The organism is Mesorhizobium sp. M0001, assembly GCF_040324255.1.
Lineage (GTDB): Bacteria > Pseudomonadota > Alphaproteobacteria > Rhizobiales > Rhizobiaceae > Mesorhizobium.
On the sequence record NZ_JAMYVS010000003.1, the window covers coordinates 110,506 to 133,045 of the forward strand.

Below are 22,540 nucleotides of genomic sequence, written 5' to 3' on the forward strand. Positions count from 1 at the left end.
CAATGCGTTCAGTCAGCGCTGCCCTTCATCCGGCCCTTCGGGCCACCTTCTCCCCGTATAGTGACGGGGAGAAGAGAAGCGCTCCGCCCTTAACTCAGCGCGTAAAGCTCTGCGCGTTGCCGGCGTCGACGTTGATGATGTTGCCGGTGGATTTGGCCGACATGTCGGACGCCAGGAAATAGATCGCTTCGGCGATGTCTTCGGGAAACACCGAGCGCTTCAGCATCGAGCGCGAGCGGTAGTGTTCTTCCAGATCGTCGGTCGACATCTTGTAGGCGGCGGCGCGCTGTTCCTTCCACTCGCCGGTCCAGATCTTCGAACCGCGCAGCACGGCGTCCGGATTGACGACGTTGACCCGGATCTGGGCTTCCGCGCCTTCCAGCGCCAGGCAGCGGGCGAGATGGATTTCGGCCGCCTTGGCGGTGCAATAGGCGGCGGCATTGGGTGACGCGGCAAGACCGTTCTTGGAGGCGACGAAGACGACATTGCCGCCGATCTTCTGGGCCCGGAACAGCCGGAAGGCTTCGCGCGAGACCAGGAAATAGCCGGTCGACAATATGTCCATGTTCTTGTTCCACAGCGCCAGCGTCGTCTCCTCGATCGGCGCCGAGGAGGCGAGGCCTGCGTTGGAGACGAGAATATCAATGCCGCCGAACTCGACGGCTGTCTGGGCGAAGCCGGAAATCACCTGCTCCTCCGCGGTGACGTTGATCAGCACCGGCCGGACGAAGTCCTTGCCATAGGCTTTCGCCAGTTCGTCGTTGGCGTTGGCAAGTGCGGTCTCGTCGATATCGGCCAGCACGACGCAGGCGCCTTCGCGCAGCAGGCGATTGGCGGTGGCGCGGCCGATGCCGCCGGCGCCGCCGGTGACCAGCGCGATTTGGCCGGCGAGCGACTTCGGCTTCGGCATGCGCTGCAGCTTCAAATCCTCGAGCAGCCAGTATTCGATGTCGAAGGCCTCCTGCGCCAGCAGGCCGACATAGGACGAAACGGTCGAGGCCCCGCGCATGACATTGATGGCGTTGACGTAGAATTCGCCAGAGATGCGGGCGGTGGCCTTGTCGCCGGCGAAGGTGAACATGCCGACGCCGGGCATCAGGTAGACCACGGCGTTGGGGTCACGGATCGGGGGCGAGTCCGGATGCTTGCAGCTGTCGTAATAGGCCTGGTAGCCGACACGGTACTCAGCAATATCGTCGGCGAGGCGCGCAATCACGGCTTCGACGTCGGGCTTCGCTGGGTCGAACTCGATAACCAGCGGGCGGATTTTTGTGCGCAGGAAATGATCCGGGCATGAGGTACCGAGTGCCGCCAGCGGGCGCAAATCCCTGGAGTTGACGAATTCGAGCACAGCGGCGGAATCGTCGAAATGGCCGAGCTTGTGGCTCTTCTCCGAAATCAGGCCGCGGATCCTCGGCATCAGTCTCGCCGCGATGGCGCGGCGCTCAGCGGCGTCTAGCGATTTGACGACTTCGCCGCCGAAGATGGCGAGACCCTCGGAGCGGCGCTCGAACCATTCGATCGCCTGGTTGATGACCGAGATCGTCGTCTCATAGCACTCCTTGGGTGTGTCGCCCCAGGTGAACAAGCCGTGGCTTTCGAGGATGACGCCCTTGGCCTCGGGGTGTTCGACGCAGAATTTCTCCAGCCAGAGGCCAAGTTCGAAGCCCGGCCGCTTCCACGGCAGCCAGCCGATGGCGTCACCGAATATCTCCTTGGTCAACGCCTTGGAATCCTTGGCCGCGGCAATCGCGATAATGGCATCGGGATGCATGTGATCGACGAACGGCTTCGGCACATAGGCGTGCAGCGGCGTGTCGATCGAGGCCGCGCGCGGGTTGAGATTGAAGGTGCAGTGGGGAAGATAGCCCACCATGTCGTCCTCATGCGCGACGCCGCGATAAAGGCCTTTCAGCGCCTGCAGTTTGTCCATGTAAAGCGTGGCGAAACCGTCCAGCTTGATCGAGGCGCTGTCGCCGCCCGAGCCCTTGACCCATAGCACTTCGACTTCGGCGCCAGAGAGCGGGTCCTTCTGCCGGATCTTGGACGAGGTGTTGCCGCCGCCATAATTGGTGACACGCTTGTCGGAGCCGAGCGTGTTGGAGCGATAGACCAGAAGCTCAGGCTCGCTCAGCCCCTTGGCTTTAGCATCGTCCCAAAGGTTGGCAAGGCGCGAGCCGGAGCGCTTGTCGAGCATGATTATCCTCCCTGGGACGCAAAAGGCGCGGTCCATTTTGCCGGAAATGTCTACGCAAGCATCTCGGTTGTCAATCATAAACGATCAAGATCGATCATATTGCACTGCACAATGAAATTATATGAGCGGAAATGATTGACACTGGTGGTTTTCTAGTGCCTCATGACCATGCAGGGAGGAACCATGCACGAAAAAGAGCGCCACAGGATCATTCTGTCCGCCGTCCAGGAAAAGCCTGTGGTGACGGTGCAGGAGATGGTCGACCTGACGGACTCCTCCGAGGCGACGATCCGGCGCGATATCGCGGCTCTTCATGTGCAAAAGCGCCTGCGTCGCGTGCGTGGCGGCGCCGAGGCGATCTCGCCACCGCAGTTCATCGGCCTCGCCGGCCGGCCCTTTTCCGTCAACGAAACGCTTAACGCTTCGCAGAAGCGCGCGATTGCGCGCGAAGCGGTGGAGCTGTGCAAGGACGGCGAACCGATCATCATCAATGGCGGCACCACCACCTTCCAGATGGTGCATTTCCTGACCGGACGCCGCATGCCGATCTTCACCAATTCGTTCCCCATCGCCGAGCACCTGCTCAAGCATTCGAAGAACACCGTCATGCTGTCGGGCGGCACCATCTACCGCGAGCAGAACATCATCCTCTCGCCCTTCGACAATGACGTGACGCGTAATTTCTACGCGCGCCGCATGTTCATGGGCGCTCAAGGGCTCGGGCCGCTTGGCCTGATGGAAGGCGACCCGCTGCTGATCCAGGCGGAGCAGAAACTGATCGACCAGGCCGACGAACTGGTGGTGCTGGTCGACTCATCGAAATTCCGCCAGCGCTCGAGCCTGATCCTGTGCGGGCTGAAGCGCATCGCCACCGTCATCACCGATGACGGCATCGAGGATCGCGAAGCCAACATGCTGGAGGCCGCGGGTGTGACGCTGATCGTCGCCCGCAAGTCGGCAAAGGAAGAATCCTCGCTGCAGGCCTGAGGCCAACCGCAGCGACGATGGAATGCAACGCTCAAGGGAGGAAATACGATGAGCTTTCTGAAGAAATTGATGGTGACGGCCGCGTTCTCGGCCGCCATGTTCGTGAATGCCGCCTATGCCGAGAACGTCAAGATCGCGCTGGTGGTGAAGTCGCTCGGCAACGGCTTCTTCGACGCCGCCAACAAGGGCGCCGAAGAGGCGGCCAAGGAACTCGGCGATGTCGACATCATCTACACCGGCCCGACCAAGGCGACCGCCGAAGCGCAGATCGAAGTGGTCAATTCGCTGATCGCGCAGAAGGTCAACGCCATTGCGATTTCGGCCAATGACGCCGACGCGCTGGTGCCGGTGCTGAAGAAGGCCATGGAGCGCGGCATCACCGTCATCTCGTGGGATTCGGGCGTCGCCAAGGAAGGCCGCCAGCTGCATCTCAACCCGTCCGACACCGGCCTGATCGGCGAGACCATCATCAAGCTGGCCGCCGACTATCTGCCGGAAGGCGGCGAAGTCGCCATTCTGTCGGCTTCGTCGACCGCGACCAACCAGAACGCCTGGATCGACGCGGCCAAGAAGATCCTGCCGGAGAAATTCCCCAAGATCAAACTCGTCGCCACCGTCTACGGCGATGACGATTCGGCCAAGAGCACCGACGAAGCCAAGGGCCTGCTGAAATCCTATCCGAACCTCAAGGCGATCATCGCGCCGACCACCGTCGGCGTCGTTGCCGCTGCCCAGGTCGTCACCGACGCGAACCTGATCGGCAAGGTCAATGTCACGGGTCTGGCGCTGCCGTCGGAGTTCAAGAAGTTCATCGACAACGGTTCCAGCCAGGCGGTTGCCCTCTGGAATCCGATCGACCTCGGCTACTCCGCCGTCTACCTCGCTCATGATCTGGCGGTGAAGAAGGAAGAGGCAAAGCCGGGCGCAACGCTGTCGATCGGCCGCGTCGGCAAGGTCACGCTCGATGACAGCAACTCGGCTGCGATGGCTCCGCCCTTCCAGTTCGACAAGTCCAACATCGAAAAGTTCTCCAAGATCTATTGATCTCGGACGTCTCGGACCAAGCGCGGCGGGACCAAAATCCCGCCGCGACTTTAAACGGACCTTGTTTCAGGGCTTGATACGGATATGGACACGACAGCCCAGCACGGCATTGCGAAGGAGGAGCCCACGGGTCCTGCCCCGCGCCTGACGCTGTCCGGCGTCTCCAAAAGCTTTCCCGGCGTGCGCGCGCTGCACAATGTCAGCCTGTCGCTTTACCCCGGCCAGGTTACGGCGCTGATCGGTGAAAACGGCGCCGGCAAGTCGACGCTGGTCAAGATCATGACCGGCATCTACCAGCCGGACGCCGGCACGATCAGCATTGACGGCCAGGCCGTCACCCTGCCCAGCGCGCATGCCGCCTTCGGCCACGGCGTCACTGCCATTCATCAGGAAACCGTGCTGTTCGACGATCTGAGCGTCGCCGAAAACATTTTTCTCGGCCATGCGCCGCGCACGCGGCTAGGCACCATCGACTGGCGCACCATGCGAAAACACGCGCGCGAAGTGCTCGACACCATGCATGCCGGCCATATCGACGCCGATGCGCGGCTGAAAGACCTCGGCATCGCCAACAAGCATCTGGTAGCGGTTGCTCGCGCGATGTCGATCGATGCGCAGATCGTCATCATGGATGAGCCGACCGCAGCCCTTTCAATGAAGGAGATCGAGGAGCTTTTCCTGCTGATCGAATTCCTCAAGGAGGAAGGCAAGGCGATCCTGTTCATCAGCCACAAGTTCGACGAGATCTATCGGATCGCCGATCGCTACACCGTGTTCCGCGACGGCGAGATGGTTGGCGAGGGCCTTATCAAGGACGCCGGCCAGAGCCAGATCGTGCGCATGATGGTCGGCCGCTCGGTCGACCACATTTTTCCTCAGCGCAAGGCCGAGATCGGCGCGCCGGTGCTGTCTGTATCCGGCCTGTCGCACCCGACCGAATTCAACGACATCGGCTTCGAACTGCACAAGGGCGAGATCCTCGGTTTCTATGGCCTGGTCGGCGCCGGGCGGTCAGAGGTGATGCAGGCGATTTCAGGCATCACCCGCATATCGGGCGGCACGATAACGCTGGAAGGTAAGGTGATCACGCCGAAATCGGCGGCGGATTCCATCGAAGCCGGCATCGTCTACGTGCCGGAGGAACGCGGCAAGCAGGGCGTGGTGATCGGCCTGCCGATCTTCCAAAACGTCTCGCTTCCCTCGCTCAAGCGCACCTCCAAATCCGGCCTGCTGCGATTGTCGGACGAATTCGCGCTCGCCCGCTCCTACACCGAGCGGCTAGACCTGCGCGCCTCGTCGCTGAGCCAGGATGTCGGCACGCTGTCGGGCGGCAACCAGCAGAAGATCGTCATCGCCAAATGGCTGGCGACAGCGCCCAAGGTGATCATCCTGGACGAGCCGACCAAGGGCATCGACATCGGCTCCAAGGCCGCCGTGCACGGCTTCATGGCGGAGCTCGTCGCGCAGGGCCTGTCGGTGATCATGGTGTCGTCGGAACTGCCGGAGATTCTGGGCATGTCCGACCGCGTCGTCGTCATGCGCGAAGGGCTGGTTGCGGCGGTCTACGATAATAAAGGGCTGGACGCCGAAACGCTGGTCCGGACGGCAGCGGGTATCGCGGCATGAAGGCTCTCCTGAAATTCCGCGAGATCTGGCTGGCAGCGGCGATCGTCGTTTTGATTGCTCTGATCTCGACGCGCTTCCCGGCCTTTGCCGACCCCGGCAATCTCGCACAGGTGTTCAACGACACCTCGATCCTGATGATCCTGGCGCTGGGACAGATGGTCGTCATCCTGACCCGCTCGATCGACCTGTCGATGGCCTCCAACCTGTGCTTCACCGGCATGGTGGTGGCGATGCTGAACGCCGCGCATCCGGCGATCCCGATCCCGCTGCTGATCGTCATTGCGCTGGCCGTCGGACTGGTGCTCGGGGCCATCAACGGCCTGCTGGTGTGGCGGCTGAACATCCCTTCGATCGTGGTGACATTGGGCACGCTCACCATCTATCGCGGCGCCACCTTCGTCCTCTCCGGCGGCGCCTGGGTCAATGCCGACAAGATGAGCCCGGACTTCATCGGCTTCCAGCGCGGAGCTTTCCTGGGCATTCCGGTTCTGTCCTGGATCGCCATACTGGTCATCGCGCTGTTCTTCGTGGTGATGACGCGAACCGCGCTTGGCCGTTCGATCTATGCCATCGGCGTCAACCCGACGGCGTCGGTCTATGCCGGCATCGATGTCGGCCGAACCAAATTCATCGTCTTCTGCATTTCCGGCATGATCGGCGGGCTCGCCGGTTATCTCTGGATTTCTCGTTATGTCATCGCCTCGGTCGAGGTCGCCAATGGCTATGAACTCAATATCATCGCCGCCTGCGTCATCGGCGGCATTTCGATTGCCGGCGGCATCGGCTCGGTCGGGGGCGCGGTGTTAGGGGCGCTGTTCCTCGGCATCATCTCCAACGCACTGCCGGTGATCAACATCTCGCCCTTCTGGCAGATGGCGATTTCAGGCAGCGCCATCATCCTGGCCGTCGTGCTCAACGCGCGCGGCGAACGCCAGCAGGGGCGGATCATTCTGAGGAAGGCGGAGGCGGCATGACCGACACCCCCGCCCCGCGCCACATTCCCGACCGGCTCGACAAGCCGCTCTCTTCAGCGATCTTTTCCTGGGAAGCGCTGCTGGTCGTCGTGGCGGTCGCCATCTTCGCCATCAACAGCTTCGCATCGCCCTATTTCCTCGATGCCTATTCGCTGTCGGACCTGACCTTCAATTTCACCGAGAAAGGCCTGATCGCCTTCGCCATGGCGCTGCTGATTATTTCGGGCGAGATCGACCTGTCGGTCGCCGCCATCATCGCGCTCGCCTCGACCATGATGGGCATGGCGGTACAGGCCGGCGCCGACACGCCGGTGCTGGTGGCTATCGGCATCGTCGTCGGGCTCGGTTGCGGCGCCTTCAACGGCCTGTTGGTGACGAGGCTCGGCCTGCCGTCCATCGTCGTTACCATCGGCACGATGAGCCTGTTTCGCGGCATTGCCTTCATCATCCTCGGTGACCAGGCCTACAAGGGCTATCCCGAGAGTTTTGCTTTCTTCGGCCAGGGCTATGTCTGGTGGGTGGTGTCGTTCGAACTGGTGCTCTTCCTCATCGCGGCCGTCGCCTACTGGTTCCTGCTGCATCGCACCAGCTTCGGCCGCCGTGTCTTTGCCATCGGCAACAATCCGGTCGCGGCACAGTTTTCCGGCGTTCGCGTCGGCCGCATCAAATTCATCCTGTTTTGCCTGACAGGGCTGATGGCCGGCATCGCCTCGGTGCTGATCACCTCGCGGCTCGGCTCGACGCGACCGTCCATCGCGCAGGGTTACGAGCTTGAGGTCATCACCATGGTGGTGCTGGGCGGCGTCAGCATTCTGGGTGGCTCCGGCAGCATTGTTGGCGTCGTGCTCGCCGCCTTTATCATGGGGCTGGTGACCTTCGGCCTCGGCCTGCTCAACGTGCCCGGCATCGTCATGTCGATCTTCATCGGCCTGCTCTTGATCTTCGTCATCGCGCTGCCGATCGTCTGGCGACAGCTGCGTGGTAACAGCTGATGCCTGAGAAATACGCCTTCAAGATGCAGCTCAAACCCGGCATGAAAGCCGAGTACAAAAAGCGCCACGATGAGATCTGGCCGTCGCTGGTGGCGCTGCTGAGAGAGGCCGGCGTCGCCGATTATTCGATCCATCTCGATGAAGACACCAACATCCTGTTCGGCGTGCTGTGGCGGCGCGACGACCATGGCATGGCCGACCTGCCGAAGCATCCGGTGATGCAGCGCTGGTGGGCGCACATGGCCGACATCATGGAGACCAGGCCGGACAACCAACCGGTGGCCATCCCCCTGGAAACAATGTTCCATATGGCATGAGTGCGCTGCGCCACATCGCCGTCATCGACATCGGCAAGACCAACGCCAAGGTGGCGCTGGTCGATCTCGTCACGCTGAGCGAGGTGGGGTTGCGCCGCATGGCGAACGCGCCGCTGCGACAAGCGCCCTATCCGCATCACGATGTCGAGGCGCTGTGGACGTTTATCCTCAACAGCCTTGCCAGCCTCGACCGCGAACAGCGTATCGACGCGATTTCGATCACCACGCATGGTGCGACCGGCGTGCTGGTCGACGCCTCGGGCGAGCTGGTGCTGCCTGTCCTAGACTATGAGTTCGATGGCCCCGACAGGTTGGCGGCGGAGTATGATGCTGTTCATCCGCCCTTCGCCGAAACCGGTACACCGCGCCTGCCGGTCGGTCTCAATCTCGGCGCGCAATTCTTCTGGCTTGAGAAGCGTTTCCCCACCGAATTCGCCAAGGCCGCCGCGATGCTGATGTATCCGCAATACTGGGCGCTGCGCCTGACCGGCGTTGCCGCCAACGAGGTGACCTCGCTCGGCTGCCACACCGATCTGTGGAGCCCTTGGGAGGCGGACTTTTCCTCGATGGTCGACAGGCTGGATTGGCGCAGGCTGATGGCGCCGGTGCGGCCGGCCAGGGACCAGCTCGGCCCGATCCTGCCGGCGCTTGCCGCGCGCACCGGGCTCGATCCGCAGACCCCGGTATTCTGTGGCCTGCACGATTCCAACGCCTCCCTATTGCCGCATCTTCTGTCCGACGAGCCGCCCTTCTCGGTCGTCTCGACCGGCACCTGGGTGGTATCGATGGCGGTCGGCGGCAGAGAGATTGCGCTCGATGCTGCGCGCGACACGCTGGTCAATGTCAGCGCGCTTGGCGCTCCCGTGCCCTCGGCGCGGTTCATGGGTGGCCGCGAGTTTTCCCAGCTGACCAAGGACAAGCCGCAGGACTGCAGCGGCAGCGAGGTGCTGGCCGTTCTGACCGGAAAAATGCTGCTTTTACCTTCTACGCAGCAGGGATCGGGACCGTTCCCGCACCATGCCGCGGAATGGCTTGATGCCGACGGCATCAGCAAAGGCGAGCGGTTCGCCGCCATTTCCTTCTATCTGGCACTGATGACGGCGACCTGCCTCGAGCTGATCGGCGCCGACGGCCCGACCACCGTGGAAGGACCGTTTGCTCGCAACCGGCTCTTTGTCGGCATGCTGGCGGCAGCGACCGCGCGCATCGTCATCGCCTCCGAGGCGGCCACCGGCACCAGCATCGGCGCGGCACTGCTCGCATCCGATCAGCCAGTGACGCACGGCAAGGGCGAAAGAATTGAGCCGCAGACCGACCCGGTCTGGGCGGCCTATGTCACCGCGTGGCGCGCGGCAGTCGACGCGCAAGGCTGATCACAAAATCCGCTTCCCAAAGGCCGACATGACGAAGTTGACGGCGTCGGCGCCGATCCGCGGCTCCAGACCGGCGGTCAGCCCGGAAACATCCATCGACAGCAGACCGCCGGACAGCGAGATCGCCTCCATTGCCTGATGCGTCTCGCGCACCGTCAGCCCGCCCGAGCCCGCAGCCCAGCCGGTAAATTCGGTCGCCGTCGGCGAATAGCTGACGTGAAAGCCCTGCGTGCCCGACGTCGCGATGCGGATCGCCTCATGCATGAGGTCGCGCATGCCCATGGCGTCGATGTCGGTCATGGTGAAGGCCGAGACACGCGAATCCTTGAGCACCCTTGCCTCCGCCGGATCGGCATGGCGCAGGCCCACGATGACGACATTTTCCGGCGACAGCTGCGGCTGCAGCGCGCCGGGCTTGTGATCGAGACCGAGCGCGCGGGCCAGCACCGAGACTTCAGGCATGTCTTCGGCCTCCTCGTCCTCGGGCATCAGGGCGGCGAGGGAATCGATCCAGATCAGGCCAAAGGAATGCGTCGCCCGCGCCGTTGCGGTCAGCGCCTTGTGGGCGATACGGCGATCTGCGCCGGCGGCGAGACGGACGAGGCCCGAGGGCGGCCGCTCGACGTCGGCGAGTTCGACCACGTCGAAATTCATCGCCTCCAGCCGCGCGCCGGTTCCCTCGCGGGCGATAATCCCGCCGGCTTCCGGTTCGGCCGAGATCGACACCATCTTGCGGCCGGAGAAATCCGCGACGTCGTGCATCGGCGCCTTCTCGACATATTCCGAGGTCATCGCCAGAAGCATGGCGCCATAATTCATGCGGAAGGCGACGCGGTCGCCGACGGTGGGTCGCGGATCGGCATCCTGCACATCGAGCAGCAGATGGTCGCTGGAAGCGCCGAGCACCCTCACCCCTTTGGCGATCGGCGTCAGCCCTTCCACCAGCACGTCCTCGCGGCCTATATTGGCGATGGCGCGCAGCCGGTCGCCCTCGTCGGCAAAGACCGGCTGGTTGCCGAAGGCGTCGTAGCCGGATGTGCCGATCGGCCGCGAAGGCTTGAGTTTGACCTCGATGATGTCGCTGGTCAGCCGGCAGGCATCGGGTTCGAGTTCGGGCCACGGCACGTCGCGAAAGGTTTCGACACCGCCTTGCAGGATCGCCTCGCCCACGCGCAGATTGTTGATGCCGGGCGGCAGCTTGCCTTCGAGCAGCAGCGTCAGCGATGACGAGGCGCCGCCGGAAATGAAGTCGAGGCTTTTGCCGGACAGGCGCTCAGTCTTGTAGGCATGGGCGACGAGTTGGCCAAGGTTCTCCGGGGTCGGCATTATGGCGCCGAAGCAGCCGAGATTGGTGCCGATGCCGGCGATGCGCACGCCCTTGAATTCCAGGATCTGCTCGACGGTGGGGATCAGGTCGCTTGGCCAGATGCCTTCGCGGAGATCGCCGAGATCGATCATCAGCATGATGTCGTGGACGCGGCCCATGCGCTCGGCAATGCGCGATATCTCGCGGATGGTGGTCAGTTCCGACTGCAGGCTGATGTCGACGGTGCGCACGACCTCCTCGACGCGCGCCATGGGCGGGCTGCGCAGCAGCATGACCGGCGCATTGATGCCGCTGTCGCGCAGCCGCCGAATGTTCTCAAAACGCGATTCCGCGATGCCGGCAACACCGCCGCGCAGCATGGCCCGCGCCACCTGCGGCATGCCGCATGTGCCCTTGGTGACACCGAATACCTTGATATCAGACAATGCGCAGCGTTCGACGATGGTGCGGGCGTTGCGCTCGATGCGGCCAAGGTCGATAGCGACTTGCGGTCCCGACATTTCGTCACTCAGGGTTTGTAGAATCTGTCAGTCGGATGCATCTTCCAGATCGTCGTACGATATTTGTCAAACTTTGCGCAGTGACGGTCTCAATGTTGGAAACCAGAGCAATTGTATGTGGGCACGTCTTTCGATCGGAGAGGCCGGTGACGCTGGTCGTTCATCATTTCGATGGTGAGTGGCAACTGACCTGCGGCGAACATGATCACCCCGCGGACTGCGGAGGTTTCGAAGTTATCGGTCTCGGCCATTTGACCGCCAGGCAGGAAAACTTGGCACAGATTGGCCAGCTTGAGCGCGGATGGCTTGCCGAATGGGTGCACGACGAATGGACTCGATGCCAACACGACGACTAGAGCTCCCTCAGTTCCCGTAGACCAGCCCTTGCGGGTCGATCTCCGGCTTGCGGCCGGCGACGAGGTCGGCCAGGAACTTGCCCGAGCCGCAGGCCATGGTCCAGCCGACATGGCCGTGGCCGGTGTCGAGGTAAAGGTTCTTGTATTTCGCCTTGCCGATGACCGGCACCGAGTTGGGCATCATCGGTCGCAGACCTGCCCACAACAGCGCCTTCTTCTCGTCGAAAGCGCCGGGGAAAAGGTCTTTGCCGGTGCTCAGCATGGACTTGAAGTCGCTGAGCTTGAAGCTGCGGTCGAAGCCGGTGAACTCGGCTGTCGAGGACATGCGCAGGCGGTTTCCGAGCCTGGAGTAACCAACCAGCCGGTCCTCGTCGGCGCCGCCCATGGTCGGTCCCTTGCTCTCGTCCTCCAGCGGGATGGTCGCGCTATAGCCTTTAACCGGATAGACGGGCAGGTCGATACCGTAGCGGCGGCCGATCAGGCCGCTCTCGGGGCCCATGGCGATGACGACGGCGTCGCCCGTCACCGGGCCGGCCGATGTCATGACCGCACGCACCCGATCGCCTTCTATGTCGAGCCCCTCGACCGTGGTGTCGAACAGGAATCTGACGCCGAGCTTTTCGGCGGCATAGGCGGCCAGCCCATCGACGAATATCCTGGAATCGCCGGTCTGGTCGATTGGCGAATAAACGCCGCCGGCGATCTTTTCCTTCACTCCGGCGAGCCCGGGCTCAAGTTCGACCAGCCGGTCGCGGCCGACGATCTCGATCTGCAGGCCATGCTTCGCCAGAAACTGGTAGTTGTCGGTGCCGGTGTCGAGACTGTGCTGCGAGCGGAAGAAATAAAGAATGCCCTTCTTGCGCTCGTCATAGTGGATGCCGGTGGCGTCGGAGAGCGCGTTGATGCAGTCGCGCGAATAGAGCGCCAGGCGCAGTTTGACCTGGCTGTTGGCGCGCAGGCGCGCCACCGTGCACTGGCGCAGGAAGCGCAGGCTCCAGGCGAGGAAATAGGGATCGAAGCGCAGCCTGACCTTGATGCCGAGATCATGGTTCCAGAGCGCGCGCAGGAAGGTCTTCAGCGCCGCCGGGGAGGCCCAGGCGGTGGCGTCGCCCGGCGACACCAGACCGGCATTGGACTGGCTGGTGCCGCGCGCCGGCGCCGGATGGCGCTCGATAACGGTGACCTCATGGCCGTCGGCGGCCAGATAATACGCGGCCGCGGTACCGACAACACCGGCTCCAAGCACCGTTATCTTCATGCCACCCCCTCTTCGCGGCGCAGCGCCTCCACGCCGCATCGCCAATGCCTTCAATAGCGCTTCGCCGCGCGCCTTGCGAGCCCTCGGAAGTGCCCGGCTCAGCCTCGCGCGGAGTTCTTGCCGGTGAGGATGCGCTCCCAGGCGAGCGCATCGGCGACGATCTGGTCAAGGTCGTCGCGTTGCGGGGTCCAGCCGAGTTCGGCGCGTGCAAGGTCCGAATTGGCAACCACGGCGGCGGCGTCGCCGGGGCGCCGGTCGCCCGTCTTGACCTCGAAATCCCGGCGGAAGGCGCGCCGCACGCTGTCGATGACCTCGAGCACCGAATAGCCGTGGCTGTAGCCGCAATTGGCGACGAGGCTGCCGCCGCCGGCGCGCAGGCGCTGCAGCGCCAGCCGGTGGGCCGCGGCCAGGTCGCTGACATGGATATAATCGCGCATGCAGGTGCCGTCCGGCGTCGGATAATCGGTGCCGAACACCTGCATGAAGGGGCGTTTGCCGAGCGCGGTCTCGCAGGCGACCTTGATCAGATGCGTGGCGCCAGGCGTCGACTGACCCGTCCGGCCCCTGGGGTCGGCGCCGGCGACGTTGAAGTAGCGCAGGGCCGTGTAGCGCAAGGGATGCGCAAGCGCTGCGTCGCGCAGCATCCATTCGCTCATCAGCTTGGACAGGCCGTAGGGCGATTCCGGCGCCAGGCGGGCATCCTCGCGCACCGGCTCCAGGCCGGCGCCGCCATAGACGGCGGCGGTCGAGGAGAAGATGAAATGCGGCACGCCCTCTCGTACCGCGGTTTCGATCAGCGTGCGCGTCTTCGAGGTGTTGTTCTCGTAATAGGCGAGCGGGTCGACAACCGATTCCGGGACCACGATCGACCCAGCGAAATGGATGATCGCGTCGACTTTGTTCTCGCGGATGATCTGGCCGACCAATTCCCTATCGGCGACATCGCCGACGACAAGCTTGGCTTCCGGCGCTACCGCCCACTCGAAGCCGGTGGAAAGGCGGTCGAGAACGACGACGCTCTCGCCGGCATCCAGCAGTTCCCAGACCATGTGGCTGCCGATATAGCCGGCGCCGCCCGTTACCAAAACCGTCATCCGCGTCCTCTTTTACTCATAATTTGTCGGAAACTGTCTCAATCACCGCCTTACTGGAAAGCCTGCGGCAAGGCCATTAGAAACGCCTGAATGTTAAATCCGTAACAGTCTCACCGGCCTGTGGCATCGTACGGACACAAAATTGATCCACATCAAGGGAATAGGCCACGATCTGGCATCGTTAGGAACAGGCTTGGGGCGTGGCATTTTGACCAAAACGGCCCGGTGGACGACGAATGGGCCAACGATTATGATCCCGCGCAAAACTGGGAAGGCGACATGAACTATCAGCGGTTCTTCGAGGAAGCGATCGACCAGCTCCACGCCGAGCGGCGCTACCGGGTTTTCGCCGATCTCGAGCGCATTGTCGGCAAGTTTCCGCGCGCCATCTGGCGTTCCAACGGCCGCGCCGAGGAAATCACCGTCTGGTGCTCCAACGACTATCTCGGCATGGGCCAGAACCCCGATGTCATCGCCGCTTTCCAGAACGCGGCCGGCAAGATGGGTTCGGGCGCCGGCGGCACCCGCAACATTTCCGGCACCTCGAACCCGTTGGTCGAACTCGAGCTGGAACTGGCCGACCTGCACGACAAGGAAGCCGCGCTCGTCTTCACCTCCGGCTTCGTCTCCAACGAGGCCTCGATCTCGACCATTGCGCGGCTTTTGCCCAATTGCCTGATCATTTCGGACGAGCTCAACCATGCCTCGATGATCGAAGGCGTACGGCGCTCGGGCGCCGAAAAGAAGATTTTCCGCCACAACGACGTCGCGCATCTCGAAAGCCTGTTGCAGGTGGCGGGCCGCGAACGCGCCAAGCTGATCGTGTTCGAGAGCGTCTATTCGATGGATGGCGACATCGCGCCGATCAAGCAGATCGTCGAACTGGCCGAACGCTACAACGCCATGACCTATATTGACGAGGTCCATGCCGTCGGCATGTACGGACCGCGCGGCGGCGGCATCACCGAGCGCGAGGGGCTGGCCGACCGCATCGACATCATCGAAGGCACGCTGGCCAAGGCGTTCGGCACGCTGGGCGGCTATATCGCCGGCAACAGCGCCGTCATCGACGCGGTGCGCTCCTATGCGCCGGGCTTCATCTTCACCACGGCGCTGCCGCCGGCCGTCGCCGCCGCCGCCACCACGTCCATCCGCCACCTCAAGCGGTCGCAAGCCGAGCGCGATGCGCAACAGCGCCAGGCGTCGCGGACCAAGGAGGTTCTGTCTGCAGCTGGCCTGCCGGTGATGGAATCGCCGACACACATCGTGCCGGTGCTGGTCGGTGACCCCGAACTCTGCAAGATGGCCAGCGACCGTCTGCTCGGCGTGCACGGCATCTACATCCAGCCGATCAACTATCCGACCGTGCCGCGCGGCACCGAGCGGCTGCGCATCACGCCGACGCCGTTCCATACCGATACCCTGATTGCGGGACTGCAGGACGCGCTGGTCGAGACATGGGATGCGCTGGGCATTCCCTACGGCTCCGCCGGACGGCCCAGTGTCGCCAAGAGCGACCGGATTGTGCCGCTGCTGGTGCCGAAGTCGGGCGGCTGAAGCCGCCGGCCATTCACCTCAAACCGTCCTCATCCATCCCGCCAGCCGGTGTGCCGCTTCCTCGAGTTGGTCGAGGCGGCGGTGGAAGCACAGGCGCAAAAACGCCTCTCCGCCAGGGCCGAAGGCGGTGCCCGGCGCCAGGCCGACATTGGCCTTGTCGACGATGTCGAAAGCAGCCCGGCGCGGATCGGTGATGCCGTCGACCGTGAAAAACAAATAGAACGCGCCTTGCGGCACGGTGAAGCGCGCTTTGCCGGTTGCGCCGAGAATATCGCAGACCAGGTCGCGCGCTTTCCTGGCGCGCTCCACCTGCTCGACGATGAAGGCATCACCGTGGTCCAGCGCCGCGACGGCGCCGCGCTGCATGAACTGGGCGACGCCTGAGGTCGAATACTGGATCAGGTTCTCGAACACCTGCTGCAGCTCGGGATGGGTCTTGATCCAGCCGACGCGCCAGCCGGTCATCGCCCAGTTCTTGGAAAAGGAGTTGACGAACAGGATGCGGTCTTCCGCGGTCGAAATGTCGAGGAAGGACGGCGCACGGCCGTGGCCGTAGTGGAACAGCGAATAGATCTCGTCGGCGATGATCCACAGGCCCTTTTCGCGGGCGAGATTCAGGATCGCCTGCAGCGTTTCCTTATCGGCCGTCCAGCCGGTCGGGTTCGATGGCGTGTTGACGAACAGCGCCTTGGTGCGCGGCGTCACCGCAGCTGCAATCTTGTCGACATCGCAGGACCAGCCATTGCCGGACTGGTCGAGCGTGACCGCAACCGGGGTAGCGCCGGAAATACCGGCGGCGGCGGCGAAATTCGGCCAGGCCGGGGAGAGATAGACCACCTCGTCGCCGCTGCCGGCGACCGCTGCTAATGCCAACTGAATGGCATGCATGCCGGAACCGGTGGCGATGAATTCCTCTTCGGCGAAGCTCTTGCCGAAATGCCTGGCATAGTAGCGAGAAAGCGCTTGCCTCAGCTCCGGAATGCCTTTCTGCCAGGTATAGAAGGTCTCGCCATTGGCGAGCCCCTTGGCGGCGGCTTCCGAAATGAAGGCAGGCGTCGGCAAATCGCCTTCACCGGCCCAGAGCGGGATCATGCCCTCGCGCGTACGGCCGTAATTGACGACGGCGACAATGCCGCTTTCGGGGGCGGCCACCGCTTCGGCGCGCAAGCTATCGATCAGGGTCATGACAGGTCCGTTTTGATGTCTGCTTTGATGCATGTCATTATCCAGAACCGCTGCGCACTTATGGGCGACATGCATTGGCGGATGCTCTTAGCAGATGCGGCAACAGAAAACCCCGGCCGCGAACGACCGGGGTTTTGGTCCAGAAATCTGGCCTTGTCTATTTTCTGGCGAGGAGATCGCGAATTTCGGTGAGCAGTGCGACGTCAGCCGGCGGCGGAGCCGCAGGTGCGGCCGGCTTCTCGCGCTCGAGCCGCTTGCGCATGTTGTTCACGGCCTTGACCATAAGGAAGATGATGAAAGCCAGGATGACGAAATTCAGCGCCACGGTGATAAAATTGCCGTAGGCGAACACCGCGCCTTCCTTACGCGCGTCGGCAAGATTGGTCGAATGCACTGTTGATGAGAGGCCTATGAAGTAGTTGGAAAAGTCGACGCCACCAAGTGCGCCGATGAAAGGCATGATGATGTCATTGACAAGAGAATCGACGATCTTGCTGAAGGCCGCGCCGATGATGACGCCGACCGCAAGGTCCATCACATTTCCTTTGGAAATGAATTCCTGGAATTCTTTCAGCATTCGACCCTCCTTGTCATGACGGACCGCGCTGCCGCCGTCCCTCCGGCGTCGGCCCGTGCGCACCATAACAAAAACCTGCGGTTGCAACAGAAGCAAAAGCTGGAAAACACCGCTTTCTCCTTACCTTGGGTCACGGTTCGACAGGGCGGCGTCGCGGCCATGCGCCGGAAAGCCGCGATGGACTTGACCTTAGAGCTGTGATTGCCTCTGGGCAGGCCGGGGTGAAAGCTGGCCGAGGAGGATTTTCGGGCCGTGCAGGGCTGGTTCATCGTCATCATTGCGGTCGCCTATGTAACGCTGCTGTTCGTCATCGCCAGCCTCGGCGACCGGCGTTCAACGGCGCTGGGACCCGGCCGCGCCCGGCCCTTCATCTATGCGCTCAGCCTCGCCATCTACTGCACCTCCTGGACCTTCTTCGGCTCGGTCGGCCTGTCGTCCGAGCGCGGCCTCGAATTTTTGGGCATCTACACCGGGCCGGTGCTGGTGTTCGTGTTCGGCTTTCCGCTGCTCAATCGCATCGTGCGGCTGGCCAAGAGCGAGAAGATCACCTCGATCGCCGACTTCCTCGGCGCGCGCTACGGCAAGAGCTTTGCCGTCTCGGCGATCGCCACGCTGATCGCCACCATCGGCGCGGTGCCCTATATCGCACTGCAATTGAAGGCGATCTCCGGTTCGGTCGGCCTGATGGTCGAGCATTATACGGGATCGCCGCCCTCCTTCGATCCCTTCGTCAGCGACATCTCGCTGGTGGTGGCCATGCTCTTGGCGCTGTTTGCGGTGCTGTTCGGCACCCGCCATGCCGACGCCACCGAGCACCAGGACGGGCTGGTGCTGGCGGTGGCGGTCGAAACCGTGGTCAAGCTCGCCGCCTTCCTGGCGATCGGCCTGATGGTCACCTTCCTGATCTTCGGTGGCCCGGGCGACATGATCGACAAGCTGGCCGAAAACAGCCAGGTGCGGCAAGCTATGGGCTACAACACCTCGCTCGCCACCTGGCTGGTGCTGACTTGCCTGAGCGGCTTTGCCATCATCATGCTGCCGCGCCAGTTCTACGTCACCATCGTCGAGAACCGCGGCGAGGCCGAACTGCGCACCGCGACCTGGGTGTTTCCGCTCTATCTCGTGGCGATAAACCTGTTCGTGCTGCCGATCGCCTTCGCCGGCCTGGCGCTGGTCGGCGCCGAAACCACCAGTGACCTCTATGTGCTGGCGCTGCCCTTGTTCGGCGGCCATGACTTCCTCGCCATGGCCGCCTTCATCGGTGGGCTGTCGGCGGCGACCGCCATGGTGATCGTCGAAAGCGTGGCGCTGTCGATCATGATCTCCAACGACCTCGTCATCCCGCTGTTCGTGCGCCGCCTGCTCAAGACCACGACCTCTGAGAATGAGGATTGGTCGACGCTGATCCTCAACGTGCGGCGCGGCGCCATCTTCATCCTGTTGTTCATCGCCTTCCTCTACTACCGCGAAAGCACCAACTCGGCGCGGCTGTCGTCGATCGGCCTGATGTCGTTCGCGGCAATCGCCCAATTCGCGCCGGCGCTGATCGGCGGGCTGATCTGGCGCGGCGCCAATGGCCGCGGCGCGGCCCTTGGCATGGTCGCCGGCATCCTCGTCTGGGGCTATACGCTGCTTTTGCCGTCGCTCTCGGCAGCCGACGCGGACATCGTCGTGCAGGGGTTGTTCGGTTTCGAGGCGCTGCGGCCGCAGGCTCTGTTCGGCACCGTCGCCGAACCGTTGAACCACGGCGTGCTCTGGAGCCTGTCGGTCAACACGCTGTTCTTCGTGCTCGGCTCGCTGTCGCGCGCGTCAGTGCCGCTGGAGCGGATCCAGGCGTCGATCTTCGTGCCGCGCGAATCCGGCCCGATGCCCAGCCTGCGCCGCTTCCGCACCGCCATCACCGTCAACGTGCTGAAGGACACCATCTCGCGCTACCTCGGCGTCGAGCGCACCGAGCGCTCCTTCCAATCCTTCGAGAAAAGCAATGGCGTCTCGCTGCACGGCAATGAGCAGGCCAGCATGGATGTCATCCGCTTTTCCGAGCAGCTGCTGGCGAGCGCGGTCGGCTCGTCTTCGGCGCGGCTGATCCTGTCGCTGCTGTTTCGCCGCAACGACCGCGAGTCCAAGGACGCCTTTCGCCTGCTCGACGACGCCACCGAAGCGCTGCAGCACAATCGCGACCTGCTGCAGATCGCGCTCGACCAGATGGAGCAGGGCATCACCGTATTCGACCGCGATTTCCGCCTGATCTGCTGGAACAGACAATATCGCGCGCTGTTCGACCTGCCCGACGAGATGGGCCAGGTCGGCGTCTCGCTCGACCGCATCCTGCGCCACCTCGCCGAGCGCGGCGATATCCCGGCCGACCAGCGCGTGGCGATGCTCAACCGGCTGACCAGCTTCGTCAGCCCATGGCAGATGGAGTTGACGACCAGTGGCCGAATCCTCGAACTGCGTTCCAACCCGATGCCGGACGGTGGCATCGTTGCCACCTATGCCGACATATCAGGACGCGTCGAACAGGATTTGGCGCTGAAGCGGGCCAATGAATCGCTGGAGCAGCGGGTCAAGACGCGTACCATCGAACTGACTAGGGTTAACGAGGAGTTGACCCGGGTCAATGAGGAGCTGGCGCAGGCGCAGATGCTGGCCGAGGAGGCCAATCTGGGCAAGACGCGCTTCCTCGCCGCCGCTGGCCACGACATCCTGCAGCCGCTGAACGCCGCCCGTCTCTACTGCTCGTCGCTGATCGAAAAGGCCGGCAAGGGCCCGGCCGGGAAGGCTGCTATCAACATCGAATCCTCGCTGGAATCGGTCGAGACGATCCTGGGCGCCGTGCTCGACATTTCCCGCCTCGACGCCGGCGCGATGAAACCCGATGACAGCGCCTTCCGCCTGGACGGGCTGCTGCGCCAGATCGGCAATGATTTTCAGCCGCTCGCCGCCGAAAAGAAACTCAATCTGACGATCATAGCCTCGTCGCTCAGCGTGTTGACGGACCGCAACCTGCTGCGCCGGCTGATCCAGAATCTGGTCTCCAATGCCATCAAATACACCCCCCATGGCCGCATCCTGGTCGGCGTGCGACGGCGCGGCGAACTCGCCGAAATCCAGGTGATCGACACTGGCATCGGCATTGCCGGCGACAAGCTGAACACGGTCTTCAACGAGTTCACCCGGCTGGACGAAGGCGTGCGCGAGGCCGAAGGTCTCGGCCTTGGCCTGTCCATCGTCGACCGCATCGCGCGGGTGCTGCGGCTCGAGATCCAGATCTTTTCCAACCCGGGCAAGGGTACGCGCTTTTCCGTTGTCCTGCCGGTTGCGGCGGTTGAGGCGCCGCGGCGCGAGGTCGAGCCGAAGGCGCCTGCCCGCACCGCGAATTCGCTGGCCGGCCTGCGCGTCATGTGCATCGACAACGACGCCCGCATCCTCGACGGCATGCGGCTTCTGCTCGAGGGCTGGGGCTGCAGCATCGGCACGTTTTCGGGTTCGGAGGATTTTGGCAGGGCCGATCGTCCCGACATCGTGCTTGCCGACTATCATCTCGATGGCAGAAGCGGCCTCGACATCATCGCCCGCCTGCGTGACATCCATGGTTCCGATCTGCCGGCCGTGCTGGTCACCGCCGACCGCTCCACCGAGGTCCGTGCCGCTGCCGCCGCGCTCGACGTGCCGGTGATCAACAAGCCGCTGAAGCCGGCGGTGCTGCGTTCGATGATGGCAAGGGTCAGGCCGCTGGCGTCGGCGGCCGAGTAGAGTTTCTATCTTTTTGTTTTACGCAATTCCCAAGGGAAAGCGCTACGCACTTTTCCTGGAATAGCTTTAGCCCGCCGGCTGCAGCGGATCGCTGCCGATCTTGGACAGCTGGATCACCGCCTGGGTGCGGCTGTCGACGCCGAGTTTCTGCAGGATGGCCGAAACATGCGCCTTGACCGTCGCTTCGGAGACGCTGAGCTCGTAGGCGATCTGCTTGTTGAGCAGGCCTTCGGCCAGCATGCCGAGGACACGCGTCTGCTGCGGTGTCAGCGCCTGCAGCCGCTTGATCAGGTCGGATATTTCCGGGTCGCGCTCGACGCCGAGGTCGATGCCGACGGGGGCTGCGATATCGCCTGCCAGCACCGATTGCACAGCGCTGCGGATTTCCTCCATGCTGGCGGATTTGGAGATGAAGCCGGATGCGCCGAGATCGAGCGCGCGCCGGATGGTCACCGGGTCGTCGTGGGCCGACACCACCACCAGCGGCACCGCCGGGTGGATGCCGCGCAGCGCGATCAGACCGGACAGGCCGCTGGCGCCCGGCATCGACAGATCGAGCAGCACCAGGTCGACATCCTCATTGGCCACGACCAGGGCCTTGGCGCTTTCGAAATCGCCGGCCTCGTGAATGGCGGCGACATCACCAACGCCTGCAAGCGCCTCTTTCAAGGCGCCGCGGAACAGCGGATGGTCGTCGGCAATGACGAAGGTGTAGCCCGACGGCAAATGTTCCTCCCCAAATCCCGTTGTTGCCCAAACTTCGTTATCGATTGACGGCTTTTACGGGATCGGACGATTATGCGGCGAAGCGCTTTGTTTTCAAGCGGCAATGGCCGGACGGCACTTTGCGCCGGGCAGCTCAGGTCTTTTGCGAGTTGAGCTTGGCGCCGTCGCCATTGTCCTTGTCCATCTCCTTGACGATGCCCATGAAGCCGCGCAGCATGCGCTCCATATAGCTCATCGTCTTGTCGAAATCCTCCTCGCTCGGCAGCTTCGACTCGAGGCGGGCGGACAGCGAGTTCTCGAGCTTGGCGACGCGTTCGTCCATGGCCTTCATCGAGGCCTGCAAACGATCGATCTCATCCTGGAACGCGGCGCGTTCGTCGGCCGCCATCTTGCAGACGAGCTGGCCGGAGCGCTCCTCGCAGATCGACATGGCGCCGGTCCGGGTGTCCATGCGGACATAGCCGTTGGCCGATTTTTCCAGCCGGTAGTGGTCGGCCTCCTCCGACCAGGCCGATGCCGCGACCAGCGAGACCAGTGCGGCGGGGATCAGTATGTGCTGCAGACGCATGTTCCATCCTCCACGAGCCAGTGTGCGCAACCTATCACAGCTTTGCGCCGTAAATGCGGACGAGTTGCCCTTCCCCGCATGAGCCATCCGGACCAGAGCGGGTCGCCGTTCCACGGCGCTCCGCTC

The 22,540-nt window shown here is 63.2% G+C and carries 18 protein-coding genes; 10 read left to right on the forward strand and 8 right to left on the reverse strand.

Annotated features, from left to right (window positions below):
* Nucleotides 1-94: 94 nt before the first annotated feature.
* Complete coding sequence (locus NKK50_RS10405) at nt 95-2,197, reverse strand: bifunctional rhamnulose-1-phosphate aldolase/short-chain dehydrogenase (protein ID WP_023736114.1); 2,103 nt, start codon at nt 2,195-2,197, stop codon at nt 95-97.
* Nucleotides 2,198-2,380: 183 nt separating this feature from the next.
* Here NKK50_RS10405 and NKK50_RS10410 point away from each other — a divergent pair, with 183 nt between their 5' ends.
* The 7 genes from NKK50_RS10410 to NKK50_RS10440 all read left to right on the forward strand — a co-directional run bounded on the left by NKK50_RS10410 (nt 2,381) and on the right by NKK50_RS10440 (nt 9,510).
* Nucleotides 2,381-3,184, forward strand: coding sequence for a DeoR/GlpR family DNA-binding transcription regulator (locus NKK50_RS10410; RefSeq protein ID WP_023669662.1), 804 nt, complete (start codon nt 2,381-2,383; stop codon nt 3,182-3,184).
* A gap of 48 nt (nt 3,185-3,232) precedes the next feature.
* A complete protein-coding gene (gene rhaS / locus NKK50_RS10415; protein ID WP_023669661.1) occupies nt 3,233-4,228 on the forward strand; it encodes a rhamnose ABC transporter substrate-binding protein in 996 nt (331 codons plus the stop codon).
* Between the two features lie 84 nt (nt 4,229-4,312).
* Nucleotides 4,313-5,854 (forward strand): sugar ABC transporter ATP-binding protein, encoded by a 1,542-nt coding sequence (locus NKK50_RS10420; RefSeq protein WP_023834297.1) that lies wholly within the window; start codon nt 4,313-4,315, stop codon nt 5,852-5,854.
* A complete protein-coding gene (locus tag NKK50_RS10425; protein WP_023834298.1) occupies nt 5,851-6,828 on the forward strand; it encodes an ABC transporter permease in 978 nt (325 codons plus the stop codon). Before NKK50_RS10420 ends, NKK50_RS10425 begins: the two co-directional genes overlap by 4 nt.
* Nucleotides 6,825-7,820: an ABC transporter permease gene (locus tag NKK50_RS10430; RefSeq protein WP_023834299.1), complete on the forward strand. Its 996-nt coding sequence runs from the start codon at nt 6,825-6,827 to the stop codon at nt 7,818-7,820. The genes NKK50_RS10425 and NKK50_RS10430 overlap by 4 nt, the downstream gene beginning before the upstream one ends.
* Nucleotides 7,820-8,137: an L-rhamnose mutarotase gene (gene rhaM / locus NKK50_RS10435; protein ID WP_023681927.1), complete on the forward strand. Its 318-nt coding sequence runs from the start codon at nt 7,820-7,822 to the stop codon at nt 8,135-8,137. The genes NKK50_RS10430 and rhaM overlap by 1 nt, the downstream gene beginning before the upstream one ends.
* Complete coding sequence (locus tag NKK50_RS10440; protein WP_023834300.1) at nt 8,134-9,510, forward strand: FGGY-family carbohydrate kinase; 1,377 nt, start codon at nt 8,134-8,136, stop codon at nt 9,508-9,510. The genes rhaM and NKK50_RS10440 overlap by 4 nt, the downstream gene beginning before the upstream one ends.
* Here NKK50_RS10440 and NKK50_RS10445 read toward each other — a convergent pair whose 3' ends face one another.
* The gene (locus NKK50_RS10445; protein WP_023711396.1) at nt 9,511-11,337 is read right to left on the reverse strand and encodes an alanine racemase; all 1,827 of its coding nucleotides are present in this window, start codon (nt 11,335-11,337) and stop codon (nt 9,511-9,513) included.
* 146 nt (nt 11,338-11,483) lie between these two features.
* Between NKK50_RS10445 and NKK50_RS10450 the strand changes: the two genes are divergently transcribed.
* Complete coding sequence (locus NKK50_RS10450) at nt 11,484-11,693, forward strand: hypothetical protein (RefSeq protein ID WP_023688670.1); 210 nt, start codon at nt 11,484-11,486, stop codon at nt 11,691-11,693.
* 7 nt (nt 11,694-11,700) lie between these two features.
* Here NKK50_RS10450 and NKK50_RS10455 read toward each other — a convergent pair whose 3' ends face one another.
* Together NKK50_RS10455 and galE are read right to left on the reverse strand one after the other, a co-directional pair.
* Entirely contained in the window at nt 11,701-12,951 is a 1,251-nt protein-coding gene (locus NKK50_RS10455) for a D-amino acid dehydrogenase (protein WP_023688671.1), read from the reverse strand.
* Nucleotides 12,952-13,049: 98 nt separating this feature from the next.
* Nucleotides 13,050-14,045, reverse strand: a complete 996-nt coding sequence (gene galE / locus NKK50_RS10460; protein WP_352543346.1) for a UDP-glucose 4-epimerase GalE — start codon at nt 14,043-14,045, stop codon at nt 13,050-13,052.
* 279 nt (nt 14,046-14,324) lie between these two features.
* Between galE and hemA the strand changes: the two genes are divergently transcribed.
* Nucleotides 14,325-15,602: a 5-aminolevulinate synthase gene (hemA, locus tag NKK50_RS10465; RefSeq protein ID WP_023736122.1), complete on the forward strand. Its 1,278-nt coding sequence runs from the start codon at nt 14,325-14,327 to the stop codon at nt 15,600-15,602.
* An 18-nt stretch (nt 15,603-15,620) separates the two neighbouring features.
* Here the strand turns inward: hemA and NKK50_RS10470 are convergent, their stop codons facing one another.
* Nucleotides 15,621-16,787: a pyridoxal phosphate-dependent aminotransferase gene (locus NKK50_RS10470; protein ID WP_023715343.1), complete on the reverse strand. Its 1,167-nt coding sequence runs from the start codon at nt 16,785-16,787 to the stop codon at nt 15,621-15,623.
* A 157-nt stretch (nt 16,788-16,944) separates the two neighbouring features.
* Nucleotides 16,945-17,364 carry a large conductance mechanosensitive channel protein MscL gene (gene mscL / locus NKK50_RS10475; RefSeq protein WP_023681933.1) on the reverse strand — a complete coding sequence of 140 codons (420 nt, stop codon included), beginning with the start codon at nt 17,362-17,364 and terminating at the stop codon, nt 16,945-16,947.
* A 252-nt stretch (nt 17,365-17,616) separates the two neighbouring features.
* On the opposite strand from mscL, the gene NKK50_RS10480 reads away from it, so the two are divergent.
* Complete coding sequence (locus NKK50_RS10480) at nt 17,617-21,120, forward strand: PAS domain-containing hybrid sensor histidine kinase/response regulator (protein WP_352543347.1); 3,504 nt, start codon at nt 17,617-17,619, stop codon at nt 21,118-21,120.
* Nucleotides 21,121-21,186: 66 nt separating this feature from the next.
* Here the strand turns inward: NKK50_RS10480 and NKK50_RS10485 are convergent, their stop codons facing one another.
* Nucleotides 21,187-21,846, reverse strand: a complete 660-nt coding sequence (locus tag NKK50_RS10485) for a response regulator transcription factor (protein ID WP_023715341.1) — start codon at nt 21,844-21,846, stop codon at nt 21,187-21,189.
* Between the two features lie 133 nt (nt 21,847-21,979).
* Nucleotides 21,980-22,414 carry a hypothetical protein gene (locus NKK50_RS10490; RefSeq protein WP_352543348.1) on the reverse strand — a complete coding sequence of 145 codons (435 nt, stop codon included), beginning with the start codon at nt 22,412-22,414 and terminating at the stop codon, nt 21,980-21,982.
* Nucleotides 22,415-22,540: the final 126 nt, after the last annotated feature.

Bases quoted from the DNA above. Each gene is read 5' to 3' on its own strand.
- NKK50_RS10455 (WP_023688671.1), bottom strand. From the start codon at position 12,951: ATGAAGATAACGGTGCTTGGAGCCGGTGTTGTCGGTACCGCGGCCGCG.
- NKK50_RS10490 (WP_352543348.1), bottom strand. From the start codon at position 22,414: ATGCGTCTGCAGCACATACTGATCCCCGCCGCACTGGTCTCGCTGGTC.
- NKK50_RS10410 (WP_023669662.1), top strand. From the start codon at position 2,381: ATGCACGAAAAAGAGCGCCACAGGATCATTCTGTCCGCCGTCCAGGAA.
- NKK50_RS10430 (WP_023834299.1), top strand. From the start codon at position 6,825: ATGACCGACACCCCCGCCCCGCGCCACATTCCCGACCGGCTCGACAAG.
- galE (WP_352543346.1), bottom strand. From the start codon at position 14,045: ATGACGGTTTTGGTAACGGGCGGCGCCGGCTATATCGGCAGCCACATG.
- NKK50_RS10470 (WP_023715343.1), bottom strand. From the start codon at position 16,787: ATGACCCTGATCGATAGCTTGCGCGCCGAAGCGGTGGCCGCCCCCGAA.
- rhaM (WP_023681927.1), top strand. From the start codon at position 7,820: ATGCCTGAGAAATACGCCTTCAAGATGCAGCTCAAACCCGGCATGAAA.
- rhaS (WP_023669661.1), top strand. From the start codon at position 3,233: ATGAGCTTTCTGAAGAAATTGATGGTGACGGCCGCGTTCTCGGCCGCC.
- NKK50_RS10420 (WP_023834297.1), top strand. From the start codon at position 4,313: ATGGACACGACAGCCCAGCACGGCATTGCGAAGGAGGAGCCCACGGGT.
- NKK50_RS10440 (WP_023834300.1), top strand. From the start codon at position 8,134: ATGAGTGCGCTGCGCCACATCGCCGTCATCGACATCGGCAAGACCAAC.
- NKK50_RS10405 (WP_023736114.1), bottom strand. From the start codon at position 2,197: ATGCTCGACAAGCGCTCCGGCTCGCGCCTTGCCAACCTTTGGGACGAT.
- NKK50_RS10445 (WP_023711396.1), bottom strand. From the start codon at position 11,337: ATGTCGGGACCGCAAGTCGCTATCGACCTTGGCCGCATCGAGCGCAAC.
- hemA (WP_023736122.1), top strand. From the start codon at position 14,325: ATGAACTATCAGCGGTTCTTCGAGGAAGCGATCGACCAGCTCCACGCC.
- NKK50_RS10425 (WP_023834298.1), top strand. From the start codon at position 5,851: ATGAAGGCTCTCCTGAAATTCCGCGAGATCTGGCTGGCAGCGGCGATC.
- mscL (WP_023681933.1), bottom strand. From the start codon at position 17,364: ATGCTGAAAGAATTCCAGGAATTCATTTCCAAAGGAAATGTGATGGAC.